This window comes from [Lactobacillus] timonensis, from assembly GCF_900240275.1.
Taxonomy (GTDB): domain Bacteria; phylum Bacillota; class Bacilli; order Lactobacillales; family Lactobacillaceae; genus Limosilactobacillus; species Limosilactobacillus timonensis.
The window spans coordinates 452,671-475,206 of record NZ_LT964761.1 but is presented as its reverse complement, the minus strand read 5'-3'; the positions used below and the strand labels follow the sequence as shown (position 1 = coordinate 475,206).

18 protein-coding genes, 1 tRNA gene and 1 pseudogene are annotated in these 22,536 nt (G+C 48.1%); 12 read left to right on the top strand and 8 right to left on the bottom strand.

Features of this window, described 5'->3' with window-relative positions; all coding sequences use genetic code 11:
- Positions 1-111 precede the first annotated feature (111 nt).
- Together C1710_RS02335 and C1710_RS02330 are read left to right on the top strand one after the other, a co-directional pair.
- The gene (locus C1710_RS02335) at positions 112-942 is read left to right on the top strand and encodes an exodeoxyribonuclease III (RefSeq protein WP_102279619.1); all 831 of its coding nucleotides are present in this window, start codon (positions 112-114) and stop codon (positions 940-942) included.
- Positions 943-1,287: 345 nt separating this feature from the next.
- Positions 1,288-1,932: a matrixin family metalloprotease gene (locus tag C1710_RS02330; protein ID WP_235857953.1), complete on the top strand. Its 645-nt coding sequence runs from the start codon at positions 1,288-1,290 to the stop codon at positions 1,930-1,932.
- A gap of 49 nt (positions 1,933-1,981) precedes the next feature.
- Here C1710_RS02330 and C1710_RS02325 read toward each other — a convergent pair whose 3' ends face one another.
- A complete protein-coding gene (locus tag C1710_RS02325; RefSeq protein ID WP_102279615.1) occupies positions 1,982-3,517 on the bottom strand; it encodes a multicopper oxidase family protein in 1,536 nt (511 codons plus the stop codon).
- 193 nt (positions 3,518-3,710) lie between these two features.
- Here C1710_RS02325 and C1710_RS02320 point away from each other — a divergent pair, with 193 nt between their 5' ends.
- Both C1710_RS02320 and C1710_RS02315 read left to right on the top strand, forming a co-directional pair.
- Positions 3,711-4,367, top strand: coding sequence for an NAD(P)H-binding protein (locus C1710_RS02320; RefSeq protein WP_102279612.1), 657 nt, complete (start codon positions 3,711-3,713; stop codon positions 4,365-4,367).
- A gap of 41 nt (positions 4,368-4,408) precedes the next feature.
- Positions 4,409-4,990 carry an NAD(P)H-dependent oxidoreductase gene (locus C1710_RS02315; RefSeq protein WP_102279610.1) on the top strand — a complete coding sequence of 194 codons (582 nt, stop codon included), beginning with the start codon at positions 4,409-4,411 and terminating at the stop codon, positions 4,988-4,990.
- 66 nt (positions 4,991-5,056) lie between these two features.
- Here C1710_RS02315 and C1710_RS02310 read toward each other — a convergent pair.
- Together C1710_RS02310 and C1710_RS02305 are read right to left on the bottom strand one after the other, a co-directional pair.
- Positions 5,057-5,697, bottom strand: a pseudogene (locus C1710_RS02310) (NAD(P)H-hydrate epimerase).
- A gap of 108 nt (positions 5,698-5,805) precedes the next feature.
- Entirely contained in the window at positions 5,806-6,177 is a 372-nt protein-coding gene (locus C1710_RS02305) for a DUF488 domain-containing protein (protein WP_102279608.1), read from the bottom strand.
- A 174-nt stretch (positions 6,178-6,351) separates the two neighbouring features.
- Between C1710_RS02305 and C1710_RS02300 the strand changes: the two genes are divergently transcribed.
- Entirely contained in the window at positions 6,352-7,344 is a 993-nt protein-coding gene (locus C1710_RS02300; RefSeq protein WP_102281723.1) for a glycosyltransferase family 2 protein, read from the top strand.
- Positions 7,345-7,377: 33 nt separating this feature from the next.
- Here the strand turns inward: C1710_RS02300 and C1710_RS02295 are convergent, their stop codons facing one another.
- The 3 genes from C1710_RS02295 to C1710_RS02285 all read right to left on the bottom strand — a co-directional run bounded on the left by C1710_RS02295 (position 7,378) and on the right by C1710_RS02285 (position 10,578).
- On the bottom strand, positions 7,378-8,490 hold the full coding sequence (locus C1710_RS02295; RefSeq protein WP_102279605.1) for a hypothetical protein: 1,113 nt from the start codon (positions 8,488-8,490) through the stop codon (positions 7,378-7,380).
- A 67-nt stretch (positions 8,491-8,557) separates the two neighbouring features.
- Entirely contained in the window at positions 8,558-9,877 is a 1,320-nt protein-coding gene (locus C1710_RS02290; protein ID WP_102279602.1) for an ATP-binding protein, read from the bottom strand.
- On the bottom strand, positions 9,874-10,578 hold the full coding sequence (locus C1710_RS02285) for a LytR/AlgR family response regulator transcription factor (RefSeq protein WP_102279600.1): 705 nt from the start codon (positions 10,576-10,578) through the stop codon (positions 9,874-9,876). The genes C1710_RS02290 and C1710_RS02285 overlap by 4 nt, the downstream gene beginning before the upstream one ends.
- A 165-nt stretch (positions 10,579-10,743) precedes the next feature.
- Between C1710_RS02285 and C1710_RS02280 the strand changes: the two genes are divergently transcribed.
- From C1710_RS02280 to C1710_RS02270, 3 genes are all read left to right on the top strand, one after another.
- Positions 10,744-13,158, top strand: coding sequence for a glycoside hydrolase family 3 C-terminal domain-containing protein (locus C1710_RS02280; RefSeq protein ID WP_180961276.1), 2,415 nt, complete (start codon positions 10,744-10,746; stop codon positions 13,156-13,158).
- A gap of 2 nt (positions 13,159-13,160) precedes the next feature.
- Positions 13,161-13,673 carry a hypothetical protein gene (locus tag C1710_RS02275; protein WP_102279598.1) on the top strand — a complete coding sequence of 171 codons (513 nt, stop codon included), beginning with the start codon at positions 13,161-13,163 and terminating at the stop codon, positions 13,671-13,673.
- Positions 13,674-13,884: 211 nt separating this feature from the next.
- The gene (locus C1710_RS02270; RefSeq protein WP_102279595.1) at positions 13,885-16,815 is read left to right on the top strand and encodes a glycoside hydrolase family 3 C-terminal domain-containing protein; all 2,931 of its coding nucleotides are present in this window, start codon (positions 13,885-13,887) and stop codon (positions 16,813-16,815) included.
- Positions 16,816-16,887: 72 nt separating this feature from the next.
- Here C1710_RS02270 and C1710_RS02265 read toward each other — a convergent pair whose 3' ends face one another.
- Entirely contained in the window at positions 16,888-17,835 is a 948-nt protein-coding gene (locus C1710_RS02265) for a Dyp-type peroxidase (RefSeq protein WP_102279592.1), read from the bottom strand.
- A gap of 534 nt (positions 17,836-18,369) precedes the next feature.
- Between C1710_RS02265 and C1710_RS02260 the strand changes: the two genes are divergently transcribed.
- Together C1710_RS02260 and C1710_RS02255 are read left to right on the top strand one after the other, a co-directional pair.
- Complete coding sequence (locus tag C1710_RS02260) at positions 18,370-18,633, top strand: hypothetical protein (protein ID WP_180961275.1); 264 nt, start codon at positions 18,370-18,372, stop codon at positions 18,631-18,633.
- Positions 18,634-18,995: 362 nt separating this feature from the next.
- On the top strand, positions 18,996-19,589 hold the full coding sequence (locus tag C1710_RS02255; protein ID WP_102279590.1) for an RNA 2'-phosphotransferase: 594 nt from the start codon (positions 18,996-18,998) through the stop codon (positions 19,587-19,589).
- Here the strand turns inward: C1710_RS02255 and C1710_RS02250 are convergent.
- A complete protein-coding gene (locus C1710_RS02250) occupies positions 19,575-20,912 on the bottom strand; it encodes an MATE family efflux transporter (RefSeq protein WP_102279588.1) in 1,338 nt (445 codons plus the stop codon). The two genes, C1710_RS02255 and C1710_RS02250, sit on opposite strands and share 15 nt — an antisense overlap.
- Before the next feature lie 196 nt (positions 20,913-21,108).
- Here C1710_RS02250 and C1710_RS02245 point away from each other — a divergent pair.
- Positions 21,109-21,182 (top strand) — tRNA-Thr (locus tag C1710_RS02245).
- A 143-nt stretch (positions 21,183-21,325) separates the two neighbouring features.
- Complete coding sequence (locus C1710_RS02240) at positions 21,326-22,522, top strand: cation:proton antiporter (protein ID WP_102279586.1); 1,197 nt, start codon at positions 21,326-21,328, stop codon at positions 22,520-22,522.
- The last annotated feature ends 14 nt before the right edge of the window (positions 22,523-22,536 follow it).

Below are 22,536 nucleotides of genomic sequence, written 5' to 3'. Positions count from 1 at the left end.
AGCTGATTTCAGGTGACTATTTAGGACTCTTTCTAATTTGGTAGTTACGTTTTGTCAAATTTGGACTGACCGCTTACAATAGACTTAATACCAAAGTAAGGAATGATTTTTGTGAAGCTCATTAGTTGGAATATTGATTCGCTGAATGCGGCACTAACGGGGACGTCAACACGAGCAGAAGAAACCCGGGCACTATTTCACCAAATTGCTGACCTGGATCCCGATATTATTGCTTTTCAGGAAACGAAGCTACGAAAAGACCCAACTAAAAAACACCGGGATGTGTTAGCAGAAATCTTTCCGGGATACACCGCGGTGTGGCGAAGCTCGGTGGAACCTGCTCGCAAGTCATATGCCGGGACAATGTATCTTTACCGCGATTCGTACTCACCAGTGGTGACACGGCCAGTTATTGGCGCTCCTTCCACAATGGACCAGGAAGGACGAATTCTGACGTTAGAATTTCCGCACTTTTTCGTGACGGAAGTCTACACGCCTAACTCTGGTAATGGCCTTAAACGACTCGCTGACCGGCAGATATGGGATGACCGTTATCGGGAATATCTTCAACGGCTAGCGGCCGACAAACCGGTGATTGCTAGTGGCGACTTTAACGTGGCCCACCAGGAGATTGACTTGGCTCACCCGGATAATAATCACCACTCAGCCGGCTTTACTGACGAGGAACGGGAGCATTTTACGCAGCTACTCGACGCCGGTTTTACCGACACGTTCCGTCACCTTAATCCGCAGGCTACCGGTATTTATTCCTGGTTTGCTCAGCGAGTGCGGACCAGCAAGAAGAACAATTCTGGCTGGAGAATTGACTACTGGTTGGTCAGCAACCAATTGGCTGACAAGGTCCAGGAATCGAAGATGCTGGATACGGGCGAACGGCGTGACCACCTGCCGATTGAATTGGATATTGACCTGATTATTTAACAATATATTGAGGGGTTGTGACATAATTCCTCTTATTCACACTAAAAGTTAACCGGCGGTACAACAATGGCCTCTAACGATCTGGTAAAACCGAACGCTGGAGGCCTTTTGTTGCTCGCTGGGGCGGCAGATAGCCTAGCTGCGCGTCGTGACGACGCAGCCATAAATGACTTCCGCGTTAGCACCGTTCAAAAACTAAATCATTCTGATTTCTGTTTCACGGTTTGTCACGCTCCCTTAATCATTACATTACGTTTTTTGCAAATAATAATGCGTTACACTAGTCAACTGCCTTAAAGAAGTGTAGGGTGAAGAAAATTTATCAGGATGGGGAGGAGATTACAGATGCGCCGAGCCTGGTTAATTATCAAAAAAATGCTTGTTTTAGTCGTGCTTATTGGCTGCGGTTGGTACCTGCTAAATAACAGCCAAGCTCAATCACGGGTAACATTAGCGTTATATAACCTGCATACCAGAATCGCCCAGTTGACTGGTCAGCGGCAGGCATCCAGCAAGGTAGCAGCAGTTGACCAGTCCTCGGCGGTAAAGGGCCGCTGGGCGCAGCGCAGTGCAACCGTGTATGTTGACACGGGAAATGCGATCCTTAATGCCGCGACCGTTTCGGCGATGAACCAGTGGAACCGGACGGGGGCTTTCAGTTTTCACCAAACGACTGACGCCAAAAAAGCCCAGATTATAGTGAAAACAATGGATAGTGATGACGCGGCCGCGGGAAAAACGCAAACGGTAACAATGACGATGACCGGGCAGATTGCCCACGCGACCGTCCTCTTAAACCGCCACTACCTCCTCAATCCCGCTTACGGGTATAGTGAACAGCGGATTGTCAATACGGTCGAACACGAACTGGGGCACGCGATTGGCCTCAACCATACGAATAAGGTCTCGGTGATGCAACCGGCCGGGTCGTTTTATACGATTCAACCGGGAGACGTGAGCCGGGTTAATCAACTGTATTCATCAAAGTAAAAAGCTTCGAACCGCAATGATTCGAAGCTTTTTTAGTAACGATAATAAGCTACATTGTCATTCCCATCTTCTTATAGGAATCCATGCCGCCTAACCACAGCTCATCCATTGAAACACCACGTTCTTCGGCGAATGCCTTCATGAGGGTCATGTGGTTCATCAGGTGATATTCCTTGTGGGGATCTGCCGGGTCAATGACCTTGATTTGAGCCATCATCCCACCGTCCTCGTGTTCGATGATGTGACAGTGGTACATAAAGATGCCAGGAACGTTAAACCAAACCTTAATCCGGACGTGCTCTTTCGGGTTAATGACCACGGTATCCTTGAGCCCTAATTCATTCGGGTATGGTTCGTGACCGTTGCGTGATAAGACGGTAAAACCACAACCATGCATGTGGTAAGGATGGATCATACCGGGCTTATCATTGGTGTTTTCAATGTCCCAGATCTGAACATCGCCCATCTTCATTTGGTAATCAATCCGGTCCATTTGGAACTTCTGGCCATTCATCGCGACTGACTCGTCCATGCCGTCTAAGGTAACATGGTGGACTGGTAGACCTGGAGTGACTGCTGGATCTGGAGTTTCAAAGAGAGTGTCCGGGATGGTGATATTGTCACGCTTAAAGTCGTGAATCCGGAACTTAACAAGGGGAACATCATCGCTGAAGAGGGTGACAACGTCGCCTTCATGGTAGTCGCTAAAGTCAACGATAATTTCGTCCCGTTCTGCGCAGGCAATCATCAATTTGGACATCTCAACCGGGTGCGGTAGCAAACTGAGGTCACCAGCAATCTGTGTAAATGGCAGGTCATTGGAGAAGTGGAGCCGCCATTCCCGGCGGTTAGCGCCATCGAGGATCCGTAAACGGACTTTTTTGGTGGTGACATCAAAGTAAGGGTTGATGGTTCCGTTAATCATGGCAGTTGGACCTGCTACCCCGTCTGGGTCGTAATCCGCCCGGTAGTCCCACTGGTTATCTTCGTGGAAGCGCCGGTCTTGGAGAATTAGCGGAATGTCGTCAACGCCATAATTGTGTGGTAGTGGTAACTCCGCTTCGTGTTCATCTTTAACGATGGCTAATCCTGCCAGTCCGTGCCAAACTTGCTCGGCAGTCGATGGACACGGGTGAGCGTGGAGCCAAACAGTCGCTGCCGGCTGATTGATGGTAAATTCAACGTCACGGCTTTCGCCAGGATAAACTGGGGCATGACAGCCACCATCAGGAATGGGACCAGGAATAGCCAGCCCGTGCCAGTGGAAAGTAGTCACTTCCGGCAGGTGGTTTTCCAGGTGTAAGTGAATGCGCTTGCCCTTCTTGAAGATCACCGTTTGCCCAAGCAGAGGACCGTTATAACCCCACGTCTTCGTCTTCTTACCAGGCATGAGCTGCACTTCACCAGTTTCGGCGGTGATCGTGTAGTACATGTCGGTTGCCGTTTCCTTGTCTGGTTTGAGAATTGCCGGGATGTTCAGCGGTTTTTCCGGAGCATCCGCGACTTCTAGCGGGACGTATCCACGGTCGTGATAGTCGTAGGCTGGTTCATCAAAAAAGTAATGGTCTATTATTTGCTTATCCATAACAAGAAGCCTCCATTTATCTTGATACGTTCATGGTATACCCGCCAGCAGGAATTGACCAGGAAATTCTCATCGACAGGGATTAGCTAACTTTGTGAAAGATAATGCAAGAATACTTACTTTTAATAAGGGGCACTATTAGCTATACTGGATAATAGTAAGAGACGAAACGGGAAGAAAAGGAGTCAATATCATGACAAAACAAGTATTAATTTTGGGGGCTAGTGGTCAGATTGCTAGCCACGCTATTCATTTTCTGTTAAACGAGACGGATGACCATTTGCTCTTATTCGTTCGTCACCCGGAAAAGTTATCGAATGTTGACGAACAACGGGAAACTGTCATCACCGGTGACGTTTTAGTAGCTAGCGACCTTGATTCTGCGATCGCTCAGGCGGATGCGGTTTATGCCAATCTTCGCAACCCGCAGATTGAACAGCAAGCAAAAAATATTGTTGCTGCGATGGACACACATGGTGTTAAGCAGTTGGTTTGGATTTCGTCGATTGGGATCTACGATGAAGTACCAGGCAAGTTCGGCCAATGGAATAATGAGCAGCTGGGTGGCGGAAAGAAGGATAGCTACCTGGGAACTTACCGGGCAGCTGCTGACGTGATCAGTGCGTCTGGCCTGGATTACACCATCATTCGGCCTGCTTGGCTGACTAATAAGGACGAAGTCGACTTTGAAACGACTCGCCGTGGCGAGCAATTTAAGGGGACGGAAGTATCTCGCCAGTCGATTGGGAAGCTGGTAGCTCAGGTCATTGAGCAGCCGCAAAAGTTTGCCCGTATCGATTTGGGGGTTAATAAGCCCGGGACCGATGGTGACAAACCAGCCTGGTATTAATCGGTGTTAAAATCAAGGAAAGATTTATTGGAGGAATGAACATGAAGACAGTTGTATTGCTTTTTCACCCGCACTTGGACCAGTCGAGGGTCAATAAGACGCTTGCTGCAGCTGCTGAGAACGCTGCTAATGTGACCGTTCGCAATATGTACGACCTCTATCCGAATTTTCAAATTGACGTGGCGGCGGAACAAGAAGTACTGAAGAAAGCTGACCGGGTTGTTTTTCAGTTTCCAACTTACTGGTACAGCACCCCAGCTTTGATGAAACAGTGGGAAGATGACGTGCTCACTCATGGTTGGGCTTACGGTTCGCAGGGCAAGGCGTTAGCTGGCAAGGAATTTGTCGTTGCCACCTCAACCGGTGCTGACGCGGAAAACTATACCCGTGGTGGTGATGACAACTACTGGTTAGCTGAGTTTTACCGCAACTTACAAGACACCGCCAAATTAATTAACATGAAGTATGTTCGACCATTCTTCACTTTTGACGCGGAACACATTACGGATGATGCTTTGGCTCGTCAAGCCAAACGTTATGCTGCCTACATTAGCCAGGACTCACCGCTGAAGATTCTTGGCCCACTGCAAACGGAAGCGGACTACGCGTTGCCAGAACTGTAATAGTTGATAAACAAGAAAGACACCAACGTCCATTTGCGGCCGCTGGTGTCTTTTTTCGATTGGTTATTATTTATCTGTAACATAAGTTCCCATGTCGTCAGCAACCACAATCCGACCGGCGTAATGCTGCCCATCAGCAATGGTCAAACCAACCTTGTTGCAAGCAAAGGTGACGGTGGCTGTGGCCTTGACTGCCACAGCCATTACTTTGCCAGTATCGGTATTGATCCCCGAAGGCATATCAACGGCAACGACCGGGGAGGGGGGTTGTTGATCGCGGTGATGGCTTTGGCATAAGCTCCGGTGACTGGGCGGTCAATACCAATACCGAAGAGGGCATCGACTACTAGACTGGCATGAGCCAAGGGCGTCAACTGAGTAGTTTGGGGAAGCCGGTAATATTGACAAATCCTGTCCTGTGTTTGGTGTTCTACCGAGGCGTGATCAGGGTTGCCGACATTAATAATTGAAACGCCAGCACCTGCAATGTGAAGCAGCCGGGCGATCGCCAGGCCATCACCACCGTTGTTGCTACTGCCGGCAACAACGACAACGTGGTCCAGTTAATCCGCAAAGTGGTGAAGAATGTGGTCGCGGACGGCCAGTGCGGCTCGTTCCATGAGTACCAGTGAAGGGATCCCAATGGTGTTAATGGTGTATGAATCATAATGCTTCATCTGCTCTGCAGTAATTGGTTTTGTCGTCATTAAATCGTTCTCCTTTTATAATTCCACTTTCCTGTTTCCGTTTTTTTGTTAAACAGGAGCTGGTAAGAGCTAATATTTCCTGGGCAATATTCAGTTGCTTCATCACCACTAATGATTAGCTAGCGACTTGTCAAGCAGCTCTTTAAGGATCACCGCTTGGTTGTGCTGTTCATCCTTGGCGCCGTAGAGCAGGATGACGTTTTGCTTTTGCAGGATGACGGAAACTTTGTCCTTTAATTCAGCGAATGCGGGATTGTCGGCCAATTCTGCCAGGTAGCGCTGCTTAAACTCCGCAAACTTAGCGGGATCGTGACCAAACCATTTCCGAAGTTCATTGCTGGGACCGACTTGTTTAGCCCACCAGTCAAGATGAGCATTGATCTTTGAAATGCCACGTGGCCAGAGACGGTCTACCAGGATACGGTAACCATTGAGGTCTGCTGGCTTAGCGTAAATGCGTTCAACCGTTAATTTCATCATAATCATTCCTTTCGTCCTTAGCGTATTACATTGGAGTAAAAATGCAAGTTGTGCATTGACAGGTGACGGTTGCTCATTGTGACGTGCAATTTTATGTTGTACCCGGTATAATGATGAGCAGTATTTTACGTCGAAAGGAGCTTCAAGAGCGTGACACAACCAGTTCTCAGTATTATGGTTCCCTGTTATAATTCTGCCGATTACCTTCAACGCTGCGTCGACCCTGTTTTACCATATGGTGACCAGGTTGAATTACTGCTAGTTGATGACGGGTCAACAGATCAGACACCACAACTAGCTGATGAATTGGCGGCTAGCCATTCCTTTATCCAGGCCATCCACCAACCAAATGGTGGTCATGGACAGGCAATTAATACCGGGATGGCCCATGCTCATGGCAACTACTTTAAAGTGGTCGATAGTGACGACTGGCTAGATCAGGAAAAGTTAGCCCAGGCACTCGCCTTCCTCAGCAAAACGATTGCTGACCAGCAACCGGTTGATATGCTGATTGCCAATTTCATTTTTGACCGCGTGGGCTCTCACCACCAGAAAGTAATGGATTATCCGCAGCTACCAGTTCGGCAGCGTTTTGGCTGGGACCAGGTTCATTTTCCATTTGGTAAGTACTTGCTGATGCATTCGGTAATCTACCGGACGAAACTGCTGACTGAAGAAGCGCACCTGCAGCTGCCACGTCATACCTTTTACGTTGACAATATCTATGTCTTTGAACCGCTCGTCTACGTCAAGACAATGTACTACTTGGATATTGATTTGTATCACTACTTTCTGGGCCGAGATGACCAGTCAGTTAACGATGCGGTGATGATTACCCGTGCCGATCAGCAGTTACGAGTGAACCGGATCATGCTGGATTTCTATGTCCGACACCAGGACATTAACCCTAAACTTCAGTCTTATCTGCGGAAGTATCTGCAAATTATTACCACCATTACCTCAGTTTTGCTGATTAAACAGAACACGAAAGGTAGTTTGGCGGCTAAAAAGCAACTGTGGAAAGAGATTAAGGACGGCGACAAACACCTCTACCGCCAATTTCGACGGAACTCCTTTGGGATCGTGGTTAACCTCCCCGGTAGAGTGGGACGGAAGATGACGGTGGCAACTTATAATATTGCTGAAAAGTTATATGGGTTTAGCTAACGACAAAAGGCGCATGATGAAGAATTTTCTTCGTCATGCGTCTTTAATTTTGAGTTCATGTTTGATTACTAACCAGCCGCGGTGAATCAGCCAGGCAGAGTTGACAGATAATAACCAGGTCAGGCCCCAGGTCGCCAGCAGGACCAGCAACGGGTGACTGGCAGCATACCGGTGCATCTGAAGACCTCGCCAGCACAACTGTTCCCAGAACAAATTGGACAGGAAAGCCCGGTGAGCATAGGTGGCGACAAAGTGCATGATGTATATTCGCCGAGAGTTGTGGGTGCGGCAGTCGACAATAAAGCTAACGCTGATTAAAGCGATGATAACCAGACAATAGGCAGTCATTGAGGGCTTGTAATAAGTCGCGTTATACAAAGAAACGGGAAAGCCGAACCCGAATAGTTCCCGGTTAGTCCAAACGAGGATGGCGAAGAAGGCGACAATTATTACTGGCAACAATCGCACTACCCACCGTTGATAAAGGTCACGAAATTGCCACGCCAGCATTCCGTAGACGGCATAAATTAAAAATGAAACGAAGAGACGGTCGAGCAGGTACCAGTCGTGCATGTGCGGACCGTGAAAGACGTAATAGTCATAATAAGCCAGCCAGGCAAGATAAGCGAGAAGGGTTACGATGGCGACTAAAAGTCCGCGCCACCGGTTGTGGCCGACCCAACGGCTCATCACCCAAAAGACGGGTACCAGGATGATGTATTGAAGCATCATTGAGTTATACCAGAGGTGCGGGGCCGCGTTACCATTAATAAACTGCCAGCAAAAAGTTGAGAAGTTATGCCAGTGGCTAACCTGCTGCAACCAGGGCATGAAGAGCAAATAGATCATTGTCCACCAGATGGACGGAACAAATAGTAATGACCAGGTATGGCGATAGTACTGACGGAGGTCAAACAGCAGATGGTCGTGAGTTCTTATCATGGAATAGAGAATACCAAAGATGAAAGCAGGCGCAGTGTACTTAACTAAGTCGTAGAGCAGGCCGATGACTAGCTGACTCTGGTGAGTAGTGCTGGCGTTCAGCAGTGAAGCCATAATCGGCTGGGAAACGACGGCAGTAAAGGCGAAGACCTTACAATAGTCACCGATATCAGCCGCCGTTGATTGTGACTTATTCAATCTCATCACTCCCCGTTTTTCAATACACCCATTATAAACCGCGACACAAAAAAGCCGCACTCTTGGTGCGGATTTAGTTTGTACTTGTTTTGGTCTGCTGATCAAAGAGGACGGTTAACCGGAACCAGTGGTGCTGATTTTTAACCGTCATGGTTCCACCGTATTTTTCGGCAATTCGGCGAATACTGCGGAGCCCAAACCCGTGTCGCTGCTTATCCTCCTTGGTCGTTTGTGGGAGGTCAGCAAAGTCAGCCGGATTATCAGTGTAATTTTCCACCTGGTAGATTACCAGTTGCCCCTTATTTACAATTCGGAGATTAATGAGCCGCTTTTCGGGATCTGCCAGTTGCTCCACTGACTCGATAGCGTTATCCAGCGAGTTGCCAAGCAGACTGCAGAGGTCCATCGTGTTAATCATGTTCATCAGGGCGCCGTTAGCAATGCAGGTAAAGGTAATGTGGTGCTGGCGACAGTAGGCGTTTTTCCGTGTCAGGATAACATCGGCGATTTTATTTCCCGTTTTGACACCAACATTGTAGAGGTTGATGTCAGTATTAATTTCATCTAAATATTGCTGCCGTTTCTGACTATCGTTTTCCATGGCGAGGGTCACCAGCTGGTGTTTCAAGTCGTGAAAATGCTGGTTAACTAGCTCGCTACTTTGCTTGTATTCCTGGTATTGCTGGTATTGCGACTGCATCATTGCATCCATCGCCTGCAGGTCGCTTTGTAGTTCACTGACTGCTCGGTAATTATCCTGAATAATGATGATCAGGGTCCCACACAGGTCGACGATTACCCGGACGGTAAAGACTTCCGGTGAGCCACCAAAGAAAGATTGGGTTGCACTACTGATGAACCCCACATTAGAAATGGCAAAAATCATCATTGCAGTCAAGGCGGCAGTCACAGCCTCACGCTTGCTAATTTGGCGGAGGGCAAAGGCACGCTGAAGATAGAAGAAGGCCACAAACAGGATAGCGTACACGACTAGTACAAAGGTAAATTGATAGCGTAGCCGCAAGTGAAGTTGGAATAAGAACCAGCAATTGAGCAGCCAGGCGACTGACGCCCACAATTCTGCCAGGACGAAGGCCCGGCAGACACTATAAGCCAGCAGACGGAGCTGTGCTTCAGGGACAATTAACCAGATGGTATAAAACATCCATAAGATGTTAATCAGGATTCCGGGAATCCAGAGGGGTAGCAGCCAGGTGCCACACCACATTTGCAGGAGTACTTGGCCGGCAAGGCATCCCAGAAGGATCAAGCCTTTTACTAGTTGGGGCTGACGGTGGTGGAGCATCAGGATAACTTCAAGACAGGCCAGCCACTCGGCAACACCGGTAACAACCCGTGGAATATCGGGCCAAACAATATCTTGATTCATCATAGTTCGGCCGTCCCCAGGTAGTTGGCCAGGGCAGCCATAAAGTCCTTCTTGCGTGAGCGACTGATCTGCAGGTCAAAAGGACCAACGTGGACAGTATTATTCGAAACGCCAGTAACCAGCGCTAAATTGACCAAGTAGCCATAATTACAGCGAAAGAAGTGGTTATTGGTCAGTTCTTTGCCAGCGTTTTTTAAGCTGCCAATGGTTTTATAAACCTGATTTCTTGTGTGGTAGTTCAGGTAATGGCCTGCGCTTTCAATATAGTAGAGGTCACGGAGACTAATCTTATCAATTTGGTCACCATGTTTGACAGTCACAAAACGGTCGTTATTATCGATTCGGGCGCGGAGCTTGTCAAAGTGGGAGCTGAAGCTAAACTCAGTGACCGGCTTGAGCAAAAAATCAGCGGCTTGAACTTCGTAACCATCGATGGCGTACTGGACGTAGTTAGTTAAAAAGACAATCAGTACCCGGGGGTCGTGTTGGCGGATTTTCTTAGCGGCGGTCATCCCATCCATCACCGGCATTTGGACGTCAAAGTAAATAACGTCAAGATCGTCCGGGTAGGAACTGATGATTTGAACACCGTCGTTAAATTGCAGAATATCAATCGTCAACTGGTGCTTGGCCGCGTAATGCTGGATGCATTTCTTTAACTGATTAGCCGCTTGGGGGTCGTCTTCCACAATTGCGATCCGCATTGGTCTAGCTCCTTTCTTCGCTTAAAATGATTGCGCATACATTTTACCACAAAGAATATCGACTTATGCTGGTCAAGCAACCAGCTATGCGGTCCGTTCATAAAAACGGTTACATCTGCGTTAAACTAATGATGTTGAAAATTTTGTGAGGAGTGGGGAATAAAGATGCTGAAAAATCAACGAATTATCGATCAGCTGACACTAGAACAAAAAGCGGCTCTGATGTCCGGTAAGACAGAGTGGCAGACGGCAGCTGTGCCCGGCAAGGTGCCAGCAATGTTTATGTCTGATGGCCCCCATGGTTTACGGAAACAGGAAGGCGAAGGCGATCACCTGGGACTCAATGCCAGTGTGTTAGCTACCTGTTTTCCGACGGCGGCGACACTGGCTAATAGCTGGGACCCGCAGGTAACCCAGTCAGTCGGCAGAGCGTTAGGGCAAGAAGCTAAAGCTCACGATGTTCAAGTAGTGCTGGGACCGGGGATGAATATCAAACGTAATCCGAAGTGTGGCCGTAACTTTGAATACTTCAGTGAAGATCCCTACCTCGCCGGTAAAATGGGCGCGGGGCTGGTTAAGGGAATTCAGGAAAACGGTACAAAAGCCTGCCTGAAGCACTTTGCTGCTAACAGCCAGGAATATCGGCGGATGGCTTCTAACTCGGTGGTCGATGAGCGAACGTTCCGGGAAATTTACACGACTAATTTTGAAATTACGGTGAAGGAAGGGCACCCGGGAGCAGTGATGTCTTCTTATAACGAGGTCAACGGCACCTATGCTAACGAAAACCATCACTTACTGACTGACATCCTTCGTAAAGAATGGGGGTTTGATGGTTATGTTGTCACTGACTGGGGTGGTGACAATAACCATGTTGCCGGTCTTCAGGCTGGCAGCAACCTCGCAATGCCGGCACAGGGTGTCAACGGTCCCCTTGAATTAGTGGCGGCGGTCAGGTCTGGCAAGCTGGACGAAAAAGTGCTGGACCAGCGGGTTGATGAACTCCTTTCAGCCATTTTAAGTTCCACGGCCACTAGCAATGACCGGCCAACAATTGACTGGGATCACCAGCACGAGGTTGCCCGCCAGGCAGCCGAAAAGAGCATTGTTTTGCTAAAAAACCAGGATGGGTTGTTGCCGTTGACCAACCAAAAGGTAGCAGTCATTGGTGACTTTGCCCAAACGCCGCGTTACCAGGGCGCTGGCTCATCACTAGTAAACAGCAAACAGCTTGAATCGCTTGTTGACCAGTTGCCGGCCAGTGGGCTGAACGTTGTTGGTTACGCTCAGGGATACAAGCGGAACAGTCCGGCAAACGAAACACTTGTTGATGAAGCTCTCAAACTCGCTAAGCAAGCAGACGTAGTGCTCTTCTGCGGGGGACTAGATGAAATTGCCGAGTCAGAAGGTTTGGACCGTGACAGTCTGGATATGCCTCGCAATCAAAACGCGTTGATTCAGCAGTTGACAGCGGTTGGCAAACCAATTGTTGTGGTCCTCAGTGTCGGTTCAGCGGTTACCATGCCATGGCTGGACAAGGTCAGCGCAGTAGTTGATGGCTACCTTGGTGGCGAAGCCGGTGCTAGCGCCATGCTGAACGTTCTCATGGGGAAGGTTAACCCCGCGGGTAAACTTGCCGAAACGTACCCATTGTCTTACGACGACGTGCCGTTTGGCGATGATTACCCGGCAACGGAGCGAAATTCCTACTACAAGGAAGGTCCGTTTGTTGGGTATCGCTACTATGAAACCGCACAAGTTCCGGTTCGCTTCCCGTTTGGTTTTGGACTGTCTTACACCACTTTCCACTACGATAATTTGACGGTTGACGCAGATGGGGTCGAATTTGATCTGACCAACACGGGCAAAGTTGCTGGTGATGAAATTACTCAACTATACGTTGGCAAGTCAAACTCAGCATTGATCCGTCCAGCACGCGAATTAAAGGGTTTTGCCCGTGTTCACCTTGCCGCTGGGAAAACCAAACACGTCGCCATCGCCTTTGATGACAAGACGTTCCGTTACTATGACGTGGCAAGTCAATCATGGCAAATCGAAGGAGGAACCTACCAGGTAATGGTCGGTAGTAGTTCAGCAGATATTCAGCTGCAGAGCAGTATTAAACAACAGGGAACCGCCAACCCTCAGCGCAATCCTCAGTTGAAAGATTACTATGATTGCCGACTGGACCAGGTAGATGACGCGGCCTTTGACATTCTTTACGGTCAGGCTGTACCACCTAATAAGCAACGCCAGCAGGGTGCAGAGTTGCAGTTAAACGACCCACTGAGCGACTTACGGACAGCCAAAAGCTGGGTGGGCCGTCGGGTCTATGCTGTCCTGAAGAAAAAACTAGCTGCCAGTCAGGCTGCTGGTAAGCCGGATTTGAATATTCTTTTCTTATACAATATGCCGTTCCGTGCGATTGCGAAGATGACCGGTGGAGCCGTTGATCAGGCGATGGTTGATGACATCCTAATGGGAGTCAATGGTCATTTCTGGTACGGTATTGGCCGCTTGGTTCGTGACTATTTCCGGAATAACTCGCGCAACAAACATACTGATTTGGGGGTTAAGTAACAATGGCACAATCAAAAGCTCAAGCGTCTGGTGGAATGATGGGCGCTATCAAACGTTTTCAGAATGAACACCCAGATATTTGGCAGTTCATCATGTTTAACATTTTCAGTAACGTCGCGACAATTACCAACTTCGTGGTTCTGTGGATTTCAATGGCATTCCTGAAAAACCTTAGTTCTCCTTTTTCCTGGTGGATTTTCCACTATTCCAGCAAGCAAGGGGGGCTCGGCGGGTTCATTGCCTTCTTGCTGGCCTATGTTGCGGCACAAATTGTTAACTTCTTTGTTCAGCGAAAGGTCGTCTTTGGGTCACATGTTCAAATCAGAAAAGTGATTTTCTGGTATATTTTGACTGTAACTGTTGCTGGGATTATTTCTGTTTGGCTACCACCTTATGTCATTTCCGTCACCAAGCCGTATATTGGTGGTTGGGCGGCAACAGTAGCCAATATTGTCAACATTGTCGTCCAAGTGGTGATTAACTGGCCGATGATGAAATTCGTTATCATGAAGTAGTTTAATGGTCTAGCCAATCAGTGCCGTGCAAAATGATTAACGCACGGCACTTTGTTTAAAGCTGAACATAATTGGTTTAGAGAAATATGAAGCCGCTTCCATTTATGCTTGTCAAATAACCACTTATGCGCCAAAACGTATACCATTTTTTGAAAGCGCTATATTTAAAGGCGTAAGCAATTATTTATTTTTATGAGGGGAGTAAATTCTGATGCACAATAGTAAAAGCAAACTCCGCAGTTTGTGGATTACGCTGGGTGTCATCTTTGGGGTAATTGTTGTTATTGCCCTGGTGGCCTGGCTAGTCATCAGTAGTTTAATGAAGCAGGGGATCGTTTCAATTAACGACATCACTTCGACGGTTAACTTAGCAGGGAAGTATTTTATTCCTGCCGGAGTCCTGTTAGTGCTGATTATTATCGGCCTAATTGTTTTCCGCAACCGCAGTGACCGTTTTAACTTCTGGTTTAAGTGGGAATCATTCCTGGCTTTCATCGGGGTCCTGATCTTAACGATTAATATCGTCATGGTGGGACCAATGGCGGCCCTGCTGAGTGTTCAGCAAGCCAAGCTCGCGCCAGTTAGCTCACAGACACTGAAAAAGTCTTCGGCAACTGATGAGGATATTGCTGGTGAAGGTGCTGTCCTGCTGAAGAACGATGATAATGTTCTGCCGTTTGACGGAAAGAAAAACGTCAATATTTTTGGTTGGGCATCTACTAACCCGCTGTATGGTGGGACCGGTTCTGGTGGTGTGGGGGCCATTAAACAAACTTCCCTTTACGAAGGCATGCAAAATGCCGGTTTTAAGCCGAACATGCAACTGTTTAACTTCTACCGTCATTACCGGAAAGACCGGCCGCAGATTTCGATGATGAAGCAGGATTGGACTCTACCAGAACCGAAGGTCAGCACCTACTCGACTAAGATGATGAACCACGCCAAGAATTATTCCGACAACGCAGTGGTAGTTATCAGTCGTTCTGGTGGTGAAGGTGCCGACTTACCAAAGGACATGACGGACCTGCCAAAGGGTGCCGTTTACCACGGTAATAAGGGTGATTTCAAGAAGGGCCAGTCCTACCTCGAATTGGACCAAACAGAAAAAGACATGTTGGCCAAGGTCAACAAGAACTTTAAGAACGTGGTCGTTGTTATCAACTCGGCTAACCCAATGCAGCTGGGCTTTTTAAACCAGTACAACCACGTTAAGGGTGCTATCTGGATGGCTGGTCCTGGTCAGCGCGGTTTCAACTCCCTCGGTAAGATTATGCGCGGGACGACCAACCCATCAGGCCGCTTAGTTGATACTTATCTTTACAACGATAAAGATTCGCCATCGAACAATAACTTTGGTGACTTCCACTATGCTAATGATCCGAAGATGACCTTTGCCAACTACACCGAAGGCATCTACGTCGGGTACAAGTACTTCGAAACTCGTTATGGTGACAACCAGGGCCAGTACAATAAACTGGTTCAGTACCCGTTCGGTTATGGTCTGTCGTACACCAATTTTGAGCAAAAGATGAGTAGTCTTCACCAGGGTAAGAATGGGCAGCTATCATACTCAGTGACTGTTCGTAATACTGGTAAGCGTGCTGGTAAAGACGTTGTTCAGACTTACTACACGGCGCCATACACTAACGGGGGAATTGAAAAATCTTCAACCAACCTGTTACGGTTTGCCAAGACAAAGACGCTGCAGCCAGGTCAATCACAAACCATTCACTTTACTGCTAACCAGTCAGACATGGCTTCTTTTGACCAGCAAAGCGGGAAGTACGTGCTGGACTCCGGTAATTACCAGATTCAGCTGAAGAACAACTCACATGACGTTGTGGACACCCAGCAGTTTAACTTGCCAAACAAGGTTGTTTACCAAAAACTGCCTGGTGACAAGAAGAACACCAAGAGTCAGTTTAAGAACGCTGCCGGCCACGATATTACTTACCTAAGTCGGAAAGATAACTTTGCTAATGCTGACAAGGCATTGGCTGCCCCACGCAAGGACACTAAGGCAACTCAACACACGCTGAAAAACGCAACTGTTCCACAAAACTACAGGATGCCTAAGGCCAGTGGCAAGATGCCGACAACTGGGGCCCACAACGGTCTCAAGCTTTCACAGCTTCGTGGCAAGTCCTATGATGACCCAATGTGGAATAAACTGCTTGATCAGATGAGTGTTAAGGACATGCAAAAGCTGGTCACTTATGGTGGTTACCAAACCGTGCCGATCAAGTCCATTGGCAAGGTTCAGACTTACGACTTCGATGGTCCGTCCGGCTTGAGCAGTATGATTGTTAAGGGGCTGAAGACGACGACCTTCCCGGCTGCTGACCTGACTGCTGCTACCTGGAATTCTCAGATGGCCCAGGATAAGGGACAACAAGTAGGGAAGGAAGGACGGACTGCAGGTATTTCCGGCTGGTATGGTCCAGCAATGAACATCCACCGGAACCCATTTGGCGGCCGGACTTTCGAATACTACTCTGAAGATCCGCAGCTTGCTGGGACGATGGCCGCTAACGAAATTAGTGGGGCCAAGAAGTTCGGCGTCTACTCCTACATGAAGCACTTTGCCATGAACAACCAGGAAACTAACCGGATGAACAGCCTTAACGAGTGGGCCAACGAACAGTCAATTCGTGAAACTTACTTAAAGCCGTTCCGGATGGCCGTCCAAGATGGTCACGTCATGGCAACGATGAACGCCTTTAACTTTATCGGTGACCGTTGGTGTGGTGCTAACAGCAACCTGTTAAACAACGTTCTCCGTGGTGAATGGGGTTACCATGGCCTCGTTGAAACCGACTACTTCGTTGGGTTATTCATGAACTCGAATGCCGGACTGGCCAACGGGACTGACCTCATGCTCTCGACTAACGGGGCAATGGGTGCTAAGCCGCAAGGTACGAAGAACCCAACAGTGGTTCGACAGATGCGGACAGCTTCGCATAACATCCTTTACACGACGGTTAACAGCAATGCTTACCGCAAGGATGCTGTTAAGAGTGCCAATGCCGTAACGCTTCCGTGGAAGAAACGGTTGTACGCAATTGACGTTGCCTTAGTTGTGGTTCTCATCCTGCTGGAATGCCTGGTTGCATACCTCGACAAGCGGAAGTTCCGTGACTAATTTGATATCACTTTAAGCCAAAAACACTGTAGCTAGCGTGATGCCGGCTACGGTGTTTTGCGTTAAAAAGATTTACTTAGTTAAGTCACCATTGACTATCTGGTCGAGGGTGTCCTTTGACGGAATAAAGAAGAGCTGCCCAGAGAGAATCTTGGAGAAGCTTAAGAGGTAGTCGTGCCCCTTAATCATGCTTTCCAGCATGGCCTTAGTAACCTGCCAGTGGCGGGCATAACCGATAAAGTAAGTTCCCGTGATCCCGGTAGCTGGATCGGAGTAAGGGACGTTCATCCGGACGATGTTTTGCGAAACACCGTTAAATTCAACCTGGGAGACCACATTATGGGCGTTCTTAAACTTTTCGCCGTCTGGCAATTCCAGGTCATCAAACTTTTTGCGACCAACCGCTTTTTCCTGGGTTTCGGTACTCAGCGTATGCCAGATATCCATTTCGTGGCGCCATTTCTGGGCAAAAGCGTAGGAACCATTTTCAAAGAGCGGGTCCTCTGAACCAACAACTGCGTAGTCCTTTGCTTCATCGACGTCCGGATTTTCCGTTCCGTCAATAAAACCGATAATGGCACGACCCTCAAAGTAGCGGAAGCCGTGCGTTTCATCAACGACGGTCGTCACATCACCGATGAACAGCATTACCTGGCGCATAAATTCGTAAACCGTGGCCCCATCATTAGCCCGGACGTGAAGGAAGATGTCGCCAGGGGTAGCCGGCATCTCGTACTTATCGCCCTTTATTCCTTCGTAGGTCGCAAGTTCCTTCGGCTTCGGGGCATTAGGGAAGAGGTAATCCCACGCAGCGTTACTGAAACCGACGGCTACCTTGAGATTGCTTTCCTGAGCGCGAATCCGCAGAGAACGGGTAATTGCCTGAAAACGGTCAATAAATTCTCTGACGGCTGCTAATTCCTTAGCTTGGTCCTGACGCTTTAATGCCAAGACGGTGAACTGCACTTCTTTACCGGCGTCTTTCCACACGTCCTGAACCTTGGCAGGGTTGAATGACATTAATAACTCCTCCTCGTTAATTGTGATATCGAAATCATTATACCATTTTTGAAAAATGGTCTAGTGAAGCAAACGGTAAACACCTCTTCGTCAGGAATGATAACTAACCCGTTTACACCAAAATAGGCCCCGCTAATGGTTGGAATTTATTCTGGAAGATCAAAATTACAAATCTCCTTGATAGCAATGGTTTAGTGGTGTTAGCTAGCTCGTTAATTGCAATTTAAATTAAAAAAATAATTGACAGCTGAAAAAATCGGAGTAATATTCTACCCAACATTTAAGGAAAGGAGCCATTATCATGAAAACACGTTATGAACAAAAGCGTTGGCAGGCATGGTACACTTTTGATCGCATCTAGTGTTTTTTGCACGGGTACGGTCATTTTTGGGGGTCTCTCAAAGCGTACCTGTGTTGGCTCGATAAATATCATTGACCACACAGTAAGCACAACTGTGTGGTTTTTTAATTCTTCCAAACCATTTACGCGGGGAGACGGTTGCTAGTCAGTCAATATGATTTGGAGGATTTTATATGTCTGGAGTTATCTCTTTAACGATCTTACTAGTAATTTATGCTGCTAGTGAATACGTTGCCCGCCGGACTAACGGCATTATTGATACTGTCTTGACGATTTCTGTCTTGGGCCTCATCGGTTTCTGGAGCGGGGTGTTACCCAAGAACTTGTTTTCTAATAGCGGGGTTGAAGAATTTGGGATGGCGATTGTCGGTTTGATGCTGACTTCGCTAGGGACGACGATTAACCTGAGTGAGCTCAAGCGGCAGTGGTGCCCATAGTTCTGACGAAAGAGCAAGTGCTGAATCAGTACTCAAGCGGGTAATCCTCATTGCGAATTTCATTGCTCAACAAGACTTATTAGATTGAAAAGACGGGGTTGTGACATAATATTCCTTATCTATACTAAAAGTTAACAAGCGGTACAATAATGGCCTCTAACGTTCTGGTAAAGCCGAACGCTAGAGGCCTATTGTTGCTCGCTGAGGCGGCAGATAGCCTAGCTGCGCGTTGTGGCTTAACTTCCGCGTTAGAACCGTTCAAAAACGAAATCATTCTGATTTCTGTTTCACGGTTTGTCACGTTCCCGTCTTTAATAAATTGTTCAACTAACGTGATTATAATAGAAAAAAGGAGGATCTTCATGACTGACAAGAAATTTCAAAGCAGACGGGTGGACAGACGTTCGCAAGTATTTATTAGCAAGAAGATGTCCTATGCCCTACGACATAATCCTGCTAAGTATGGGTTGACACTGGATAAATACGGCTATGTCGACCTCCACCAATTCTTAGCCGCCATGAACCGGATTCACCATTTTCATCCCCGGCTGACGGAAATGACTATCCGGGAGATAATGCATGGCGCCAAGAAACAGCGCTTCAAGATTAAAAATGGTCAAATCTGCGCGCTTTATGGTCACAGCATCCCCGGAATCATCAGGCATCCCGAAAAAGTGCCGCCAGCCGTCCTTTACCACGGGACGGCACACCGGTTCCTGACCAATATTCGGAAAAAGGGGCTGTTGCCGATGGGCCGCCAGTATGTTCACCTTTCAGCTGACCAAGAAACTGCCCGTCAAGTTGGTCAACGTCGGGATCCGGCTCCCGCAATTTTAGTGATTGACGCCGCGGCAGCTTACCGGGACGGAATTAAATTTTACCATGCCAATGACCAGGTTTGGTTGGTTGACCAACTGCCTGCGAAATACTTACGTTTATCATCATCGCTGCGGTAGCTTATCTTTCCAGTCAAGACTGACACGGTAGAGCCAGTAACCTAAGAGGCAAGTTAGGGCATCGCTGACAGCTTGTGACCAGACGATCCCGTTGTAGCCAAAACTATGTTTGAGGGTTTCTAACACCAGCCAGTAAATGATCCCTTGTCTTGAAATGGACATGATCAAAGCGCCGCGGGCATTGCCAATGGATTGAAAAACGGTTGTGTAAACCATGATCAAGCCCACCAGTGGAGTAGTGACGAGGGTGGCAATTAGCATGTAGCTGGCAGCGTGGATAATTACTGACTGGTCCATAAACAAGGCAGCGACGGGACGGGCAAAGATGATCAGTAACCCGCCAGCAATGACGGCATAGACTGCTTCTACTAAGAAGTCAAAACGAAGAATTTCGCGGAGCCGTTGCCATTGCTTGGCACCATAGTTAAAGCCGATGAGGGGTTGGGCCCCGAAGGCAAAGCCGACAATAACCAGGATTACGACACCGTAAATTTTTTGGGTAATACCCATGGCTGCTACTGTGGAAGCTCCGTAAACGGCCAGGGACGAGTTGAGGAGCGCCATCCCGAACGTCAGGGCAAAATTTGTAATTGAACCGGGAATACCAATGGCAACCACTTCGCCAATTTCGCGTTTGTGAATTCGGCTTTGATGAATATTCAGGCTAATATAGCGGGCTTTCTTGACCACCATCCAGACTAGCAAGAGGTCGGTGAAAAAGTAACCGATGACGTTCGCAAGTGCCACCCCGGCGGTTCCCCAATGGAAAATAAATAAGAAGATTGGATCCAGAATGATCGCTAATACGGTGCCGACGATGGTGGCAACCATTGCCTGACTAGCTAATCCCTCGGTTCGAATCAAATTTTGCGGGACGATGGAGAAAATAACAAAGACAGCACCAAGGCTGAGCACCCGGTAAAAGGCAGCTGCTTCCTGGTAGGTTGCTGGTTTAGCACCTAGCAAGTGGAGGATGGGGTGTTCAAAGATGATCAACAAGCCGGTTAAAACGAGTCCGGTAATGACACTTGCGTAAAGGCAAAAACTGCTGACCCGTTTAGCAAGTGCATGACGCTGTTCGCCGAGGAGTCGGGAGACGACTGAACTACCCCCGAGACCAAAAATATCAGCTACGGCTAGCAGGAAGGTGAACAAGGGACCACCAATGGTGACCCCTGCTACCAGGTCGGGACGGCCAGTTTTGGCCACAAACATTGTGTCAGCCAGGTTATAAATCATGGTGGTGATCATGCCCATGACAACCGGAAGTGCCAGCTTGAAGTAAGCCTTCCTCACTGGTGTCTTGGAAAAAAGTTCGTCCATTAAAATGCTCCTTTTCAACACAAAACGACCAGCAAGCGAGGAAAGTTATTAAGTCATCCTCACGAAACGCCTGCTGGTCGCTTATGTTACTGAATTTAATTTGTACTGGTTATTTTAACGGGATGAACGGACAGATGCAAGCTGGTTTTACGTGGGCGGCTTGATTTAACGATACCGCCTTCGCTATACTACTAGTGCCACCTTAGCTCAGCTAGGTAGAGCACATCCATGGTAAGGATGAGGTCGGCGGTTCGAGTCCGCCAGGCGGCTTTAAAAATGACAAGATAATCAGGCTGAGCAAGAGCGGTTAATCGTTGACCAATCCTGTTTTTTATTGGAAAAGTCCGGGAAGGGGTGGTTCTTTGCCACTAATACCGGTACAATGAACACAAATATTATTTTGGAGGTGCACAATGACTTTTTTTGCCACGCTGGCCTTTATTTTGCTGGTAACTCAGCTGGTCAGCCATTTTTGTGTGCGGATTGAAGTGCCTGATGTGATCGGGCAGATTATTGTCGGCATTATTATTGGCCCCGCTATCCTTAACTGGGTCAAGTTGACCCCAATGATTGACCAGTTTCAGGAGCTGGGGGTCGTCATTTTAATGTTCATCGCTGGACTAGAATCGGACCTATCTCTGCTCAAAAAGTACCTTAAGCCGGCCGTGATTACCGCCATTATGGGGGTGTTTTTCCCGGTTGCCTTTATGGGCGGCGCCTCATTGTTGTTTGGCTTTAACCACTTGGAATCACTCTTTATCGGGGTGATCTTTTCCGCGACGTCTGTCAGCATTTCAGTCGCCGTCATGCGTGAATTCCACGTGTTAGACTCCAAGGAAGGGGCAACCATTCTGGGTGCGGCGGTAGCCGACGACATTATCGGGGTCATCCTGCTGAGTTTAATGATCGGGATGATTGACGCCTCTGGTGGTCACGCTCAGTCGCACGGGACGAGCAATATTTTCCTTGCCTTAACCCTGCAGGTGCTCTTCTTCGTGGTAGCCTACCTGCTAGTTCGCTGGTTAGCACCAATTCTGATGCGGTTAAGTGAACACCTGCTGACGATGGCTTCAAACTCTGTCATGGCAATGATTATCTGTTTAACGATGGCAGGGGCTGCCGAAGGAGTCGGCTTAAGTGGTGCCGTGGGAGCCTTCTTTGCCGGGTTGGCCATTGCGAACACCCATCACCAGGAAATCATCAACCACTCCTTTATTCCCATTGGCTACTCACTATTCATCCCGGTCTTCTTCGTAAGCATCGGGTTGAACATGCGTTTTGACCGGATGAAGGAATCGTTGCTGTTCGTTATCGTGATGACCATTTTGGCAGTCTTGACCAAGCTTTTTGGCTGTGGTCTGGGTGCCAGGATGGCCGGCTTACAGTGGCCAGGTGACTACGTCGTGGGTAGCGGGATGGTTGCACGTGGTGAAATGTCATTGATTACCGCCCAGATAGGTTTTTCCGCCCATCTCTTATCCGAAACCTACTACTCTGACGTTATTGCGGTAATTGTGCTGGCGACCGTAATTGCTCCCTTCTTGTTGAAACACTCGATCCAGTCGAGTGACCATTTGATGGAACAAATGAATAGTCATCAACCTAACTGATATAAAAACGACCT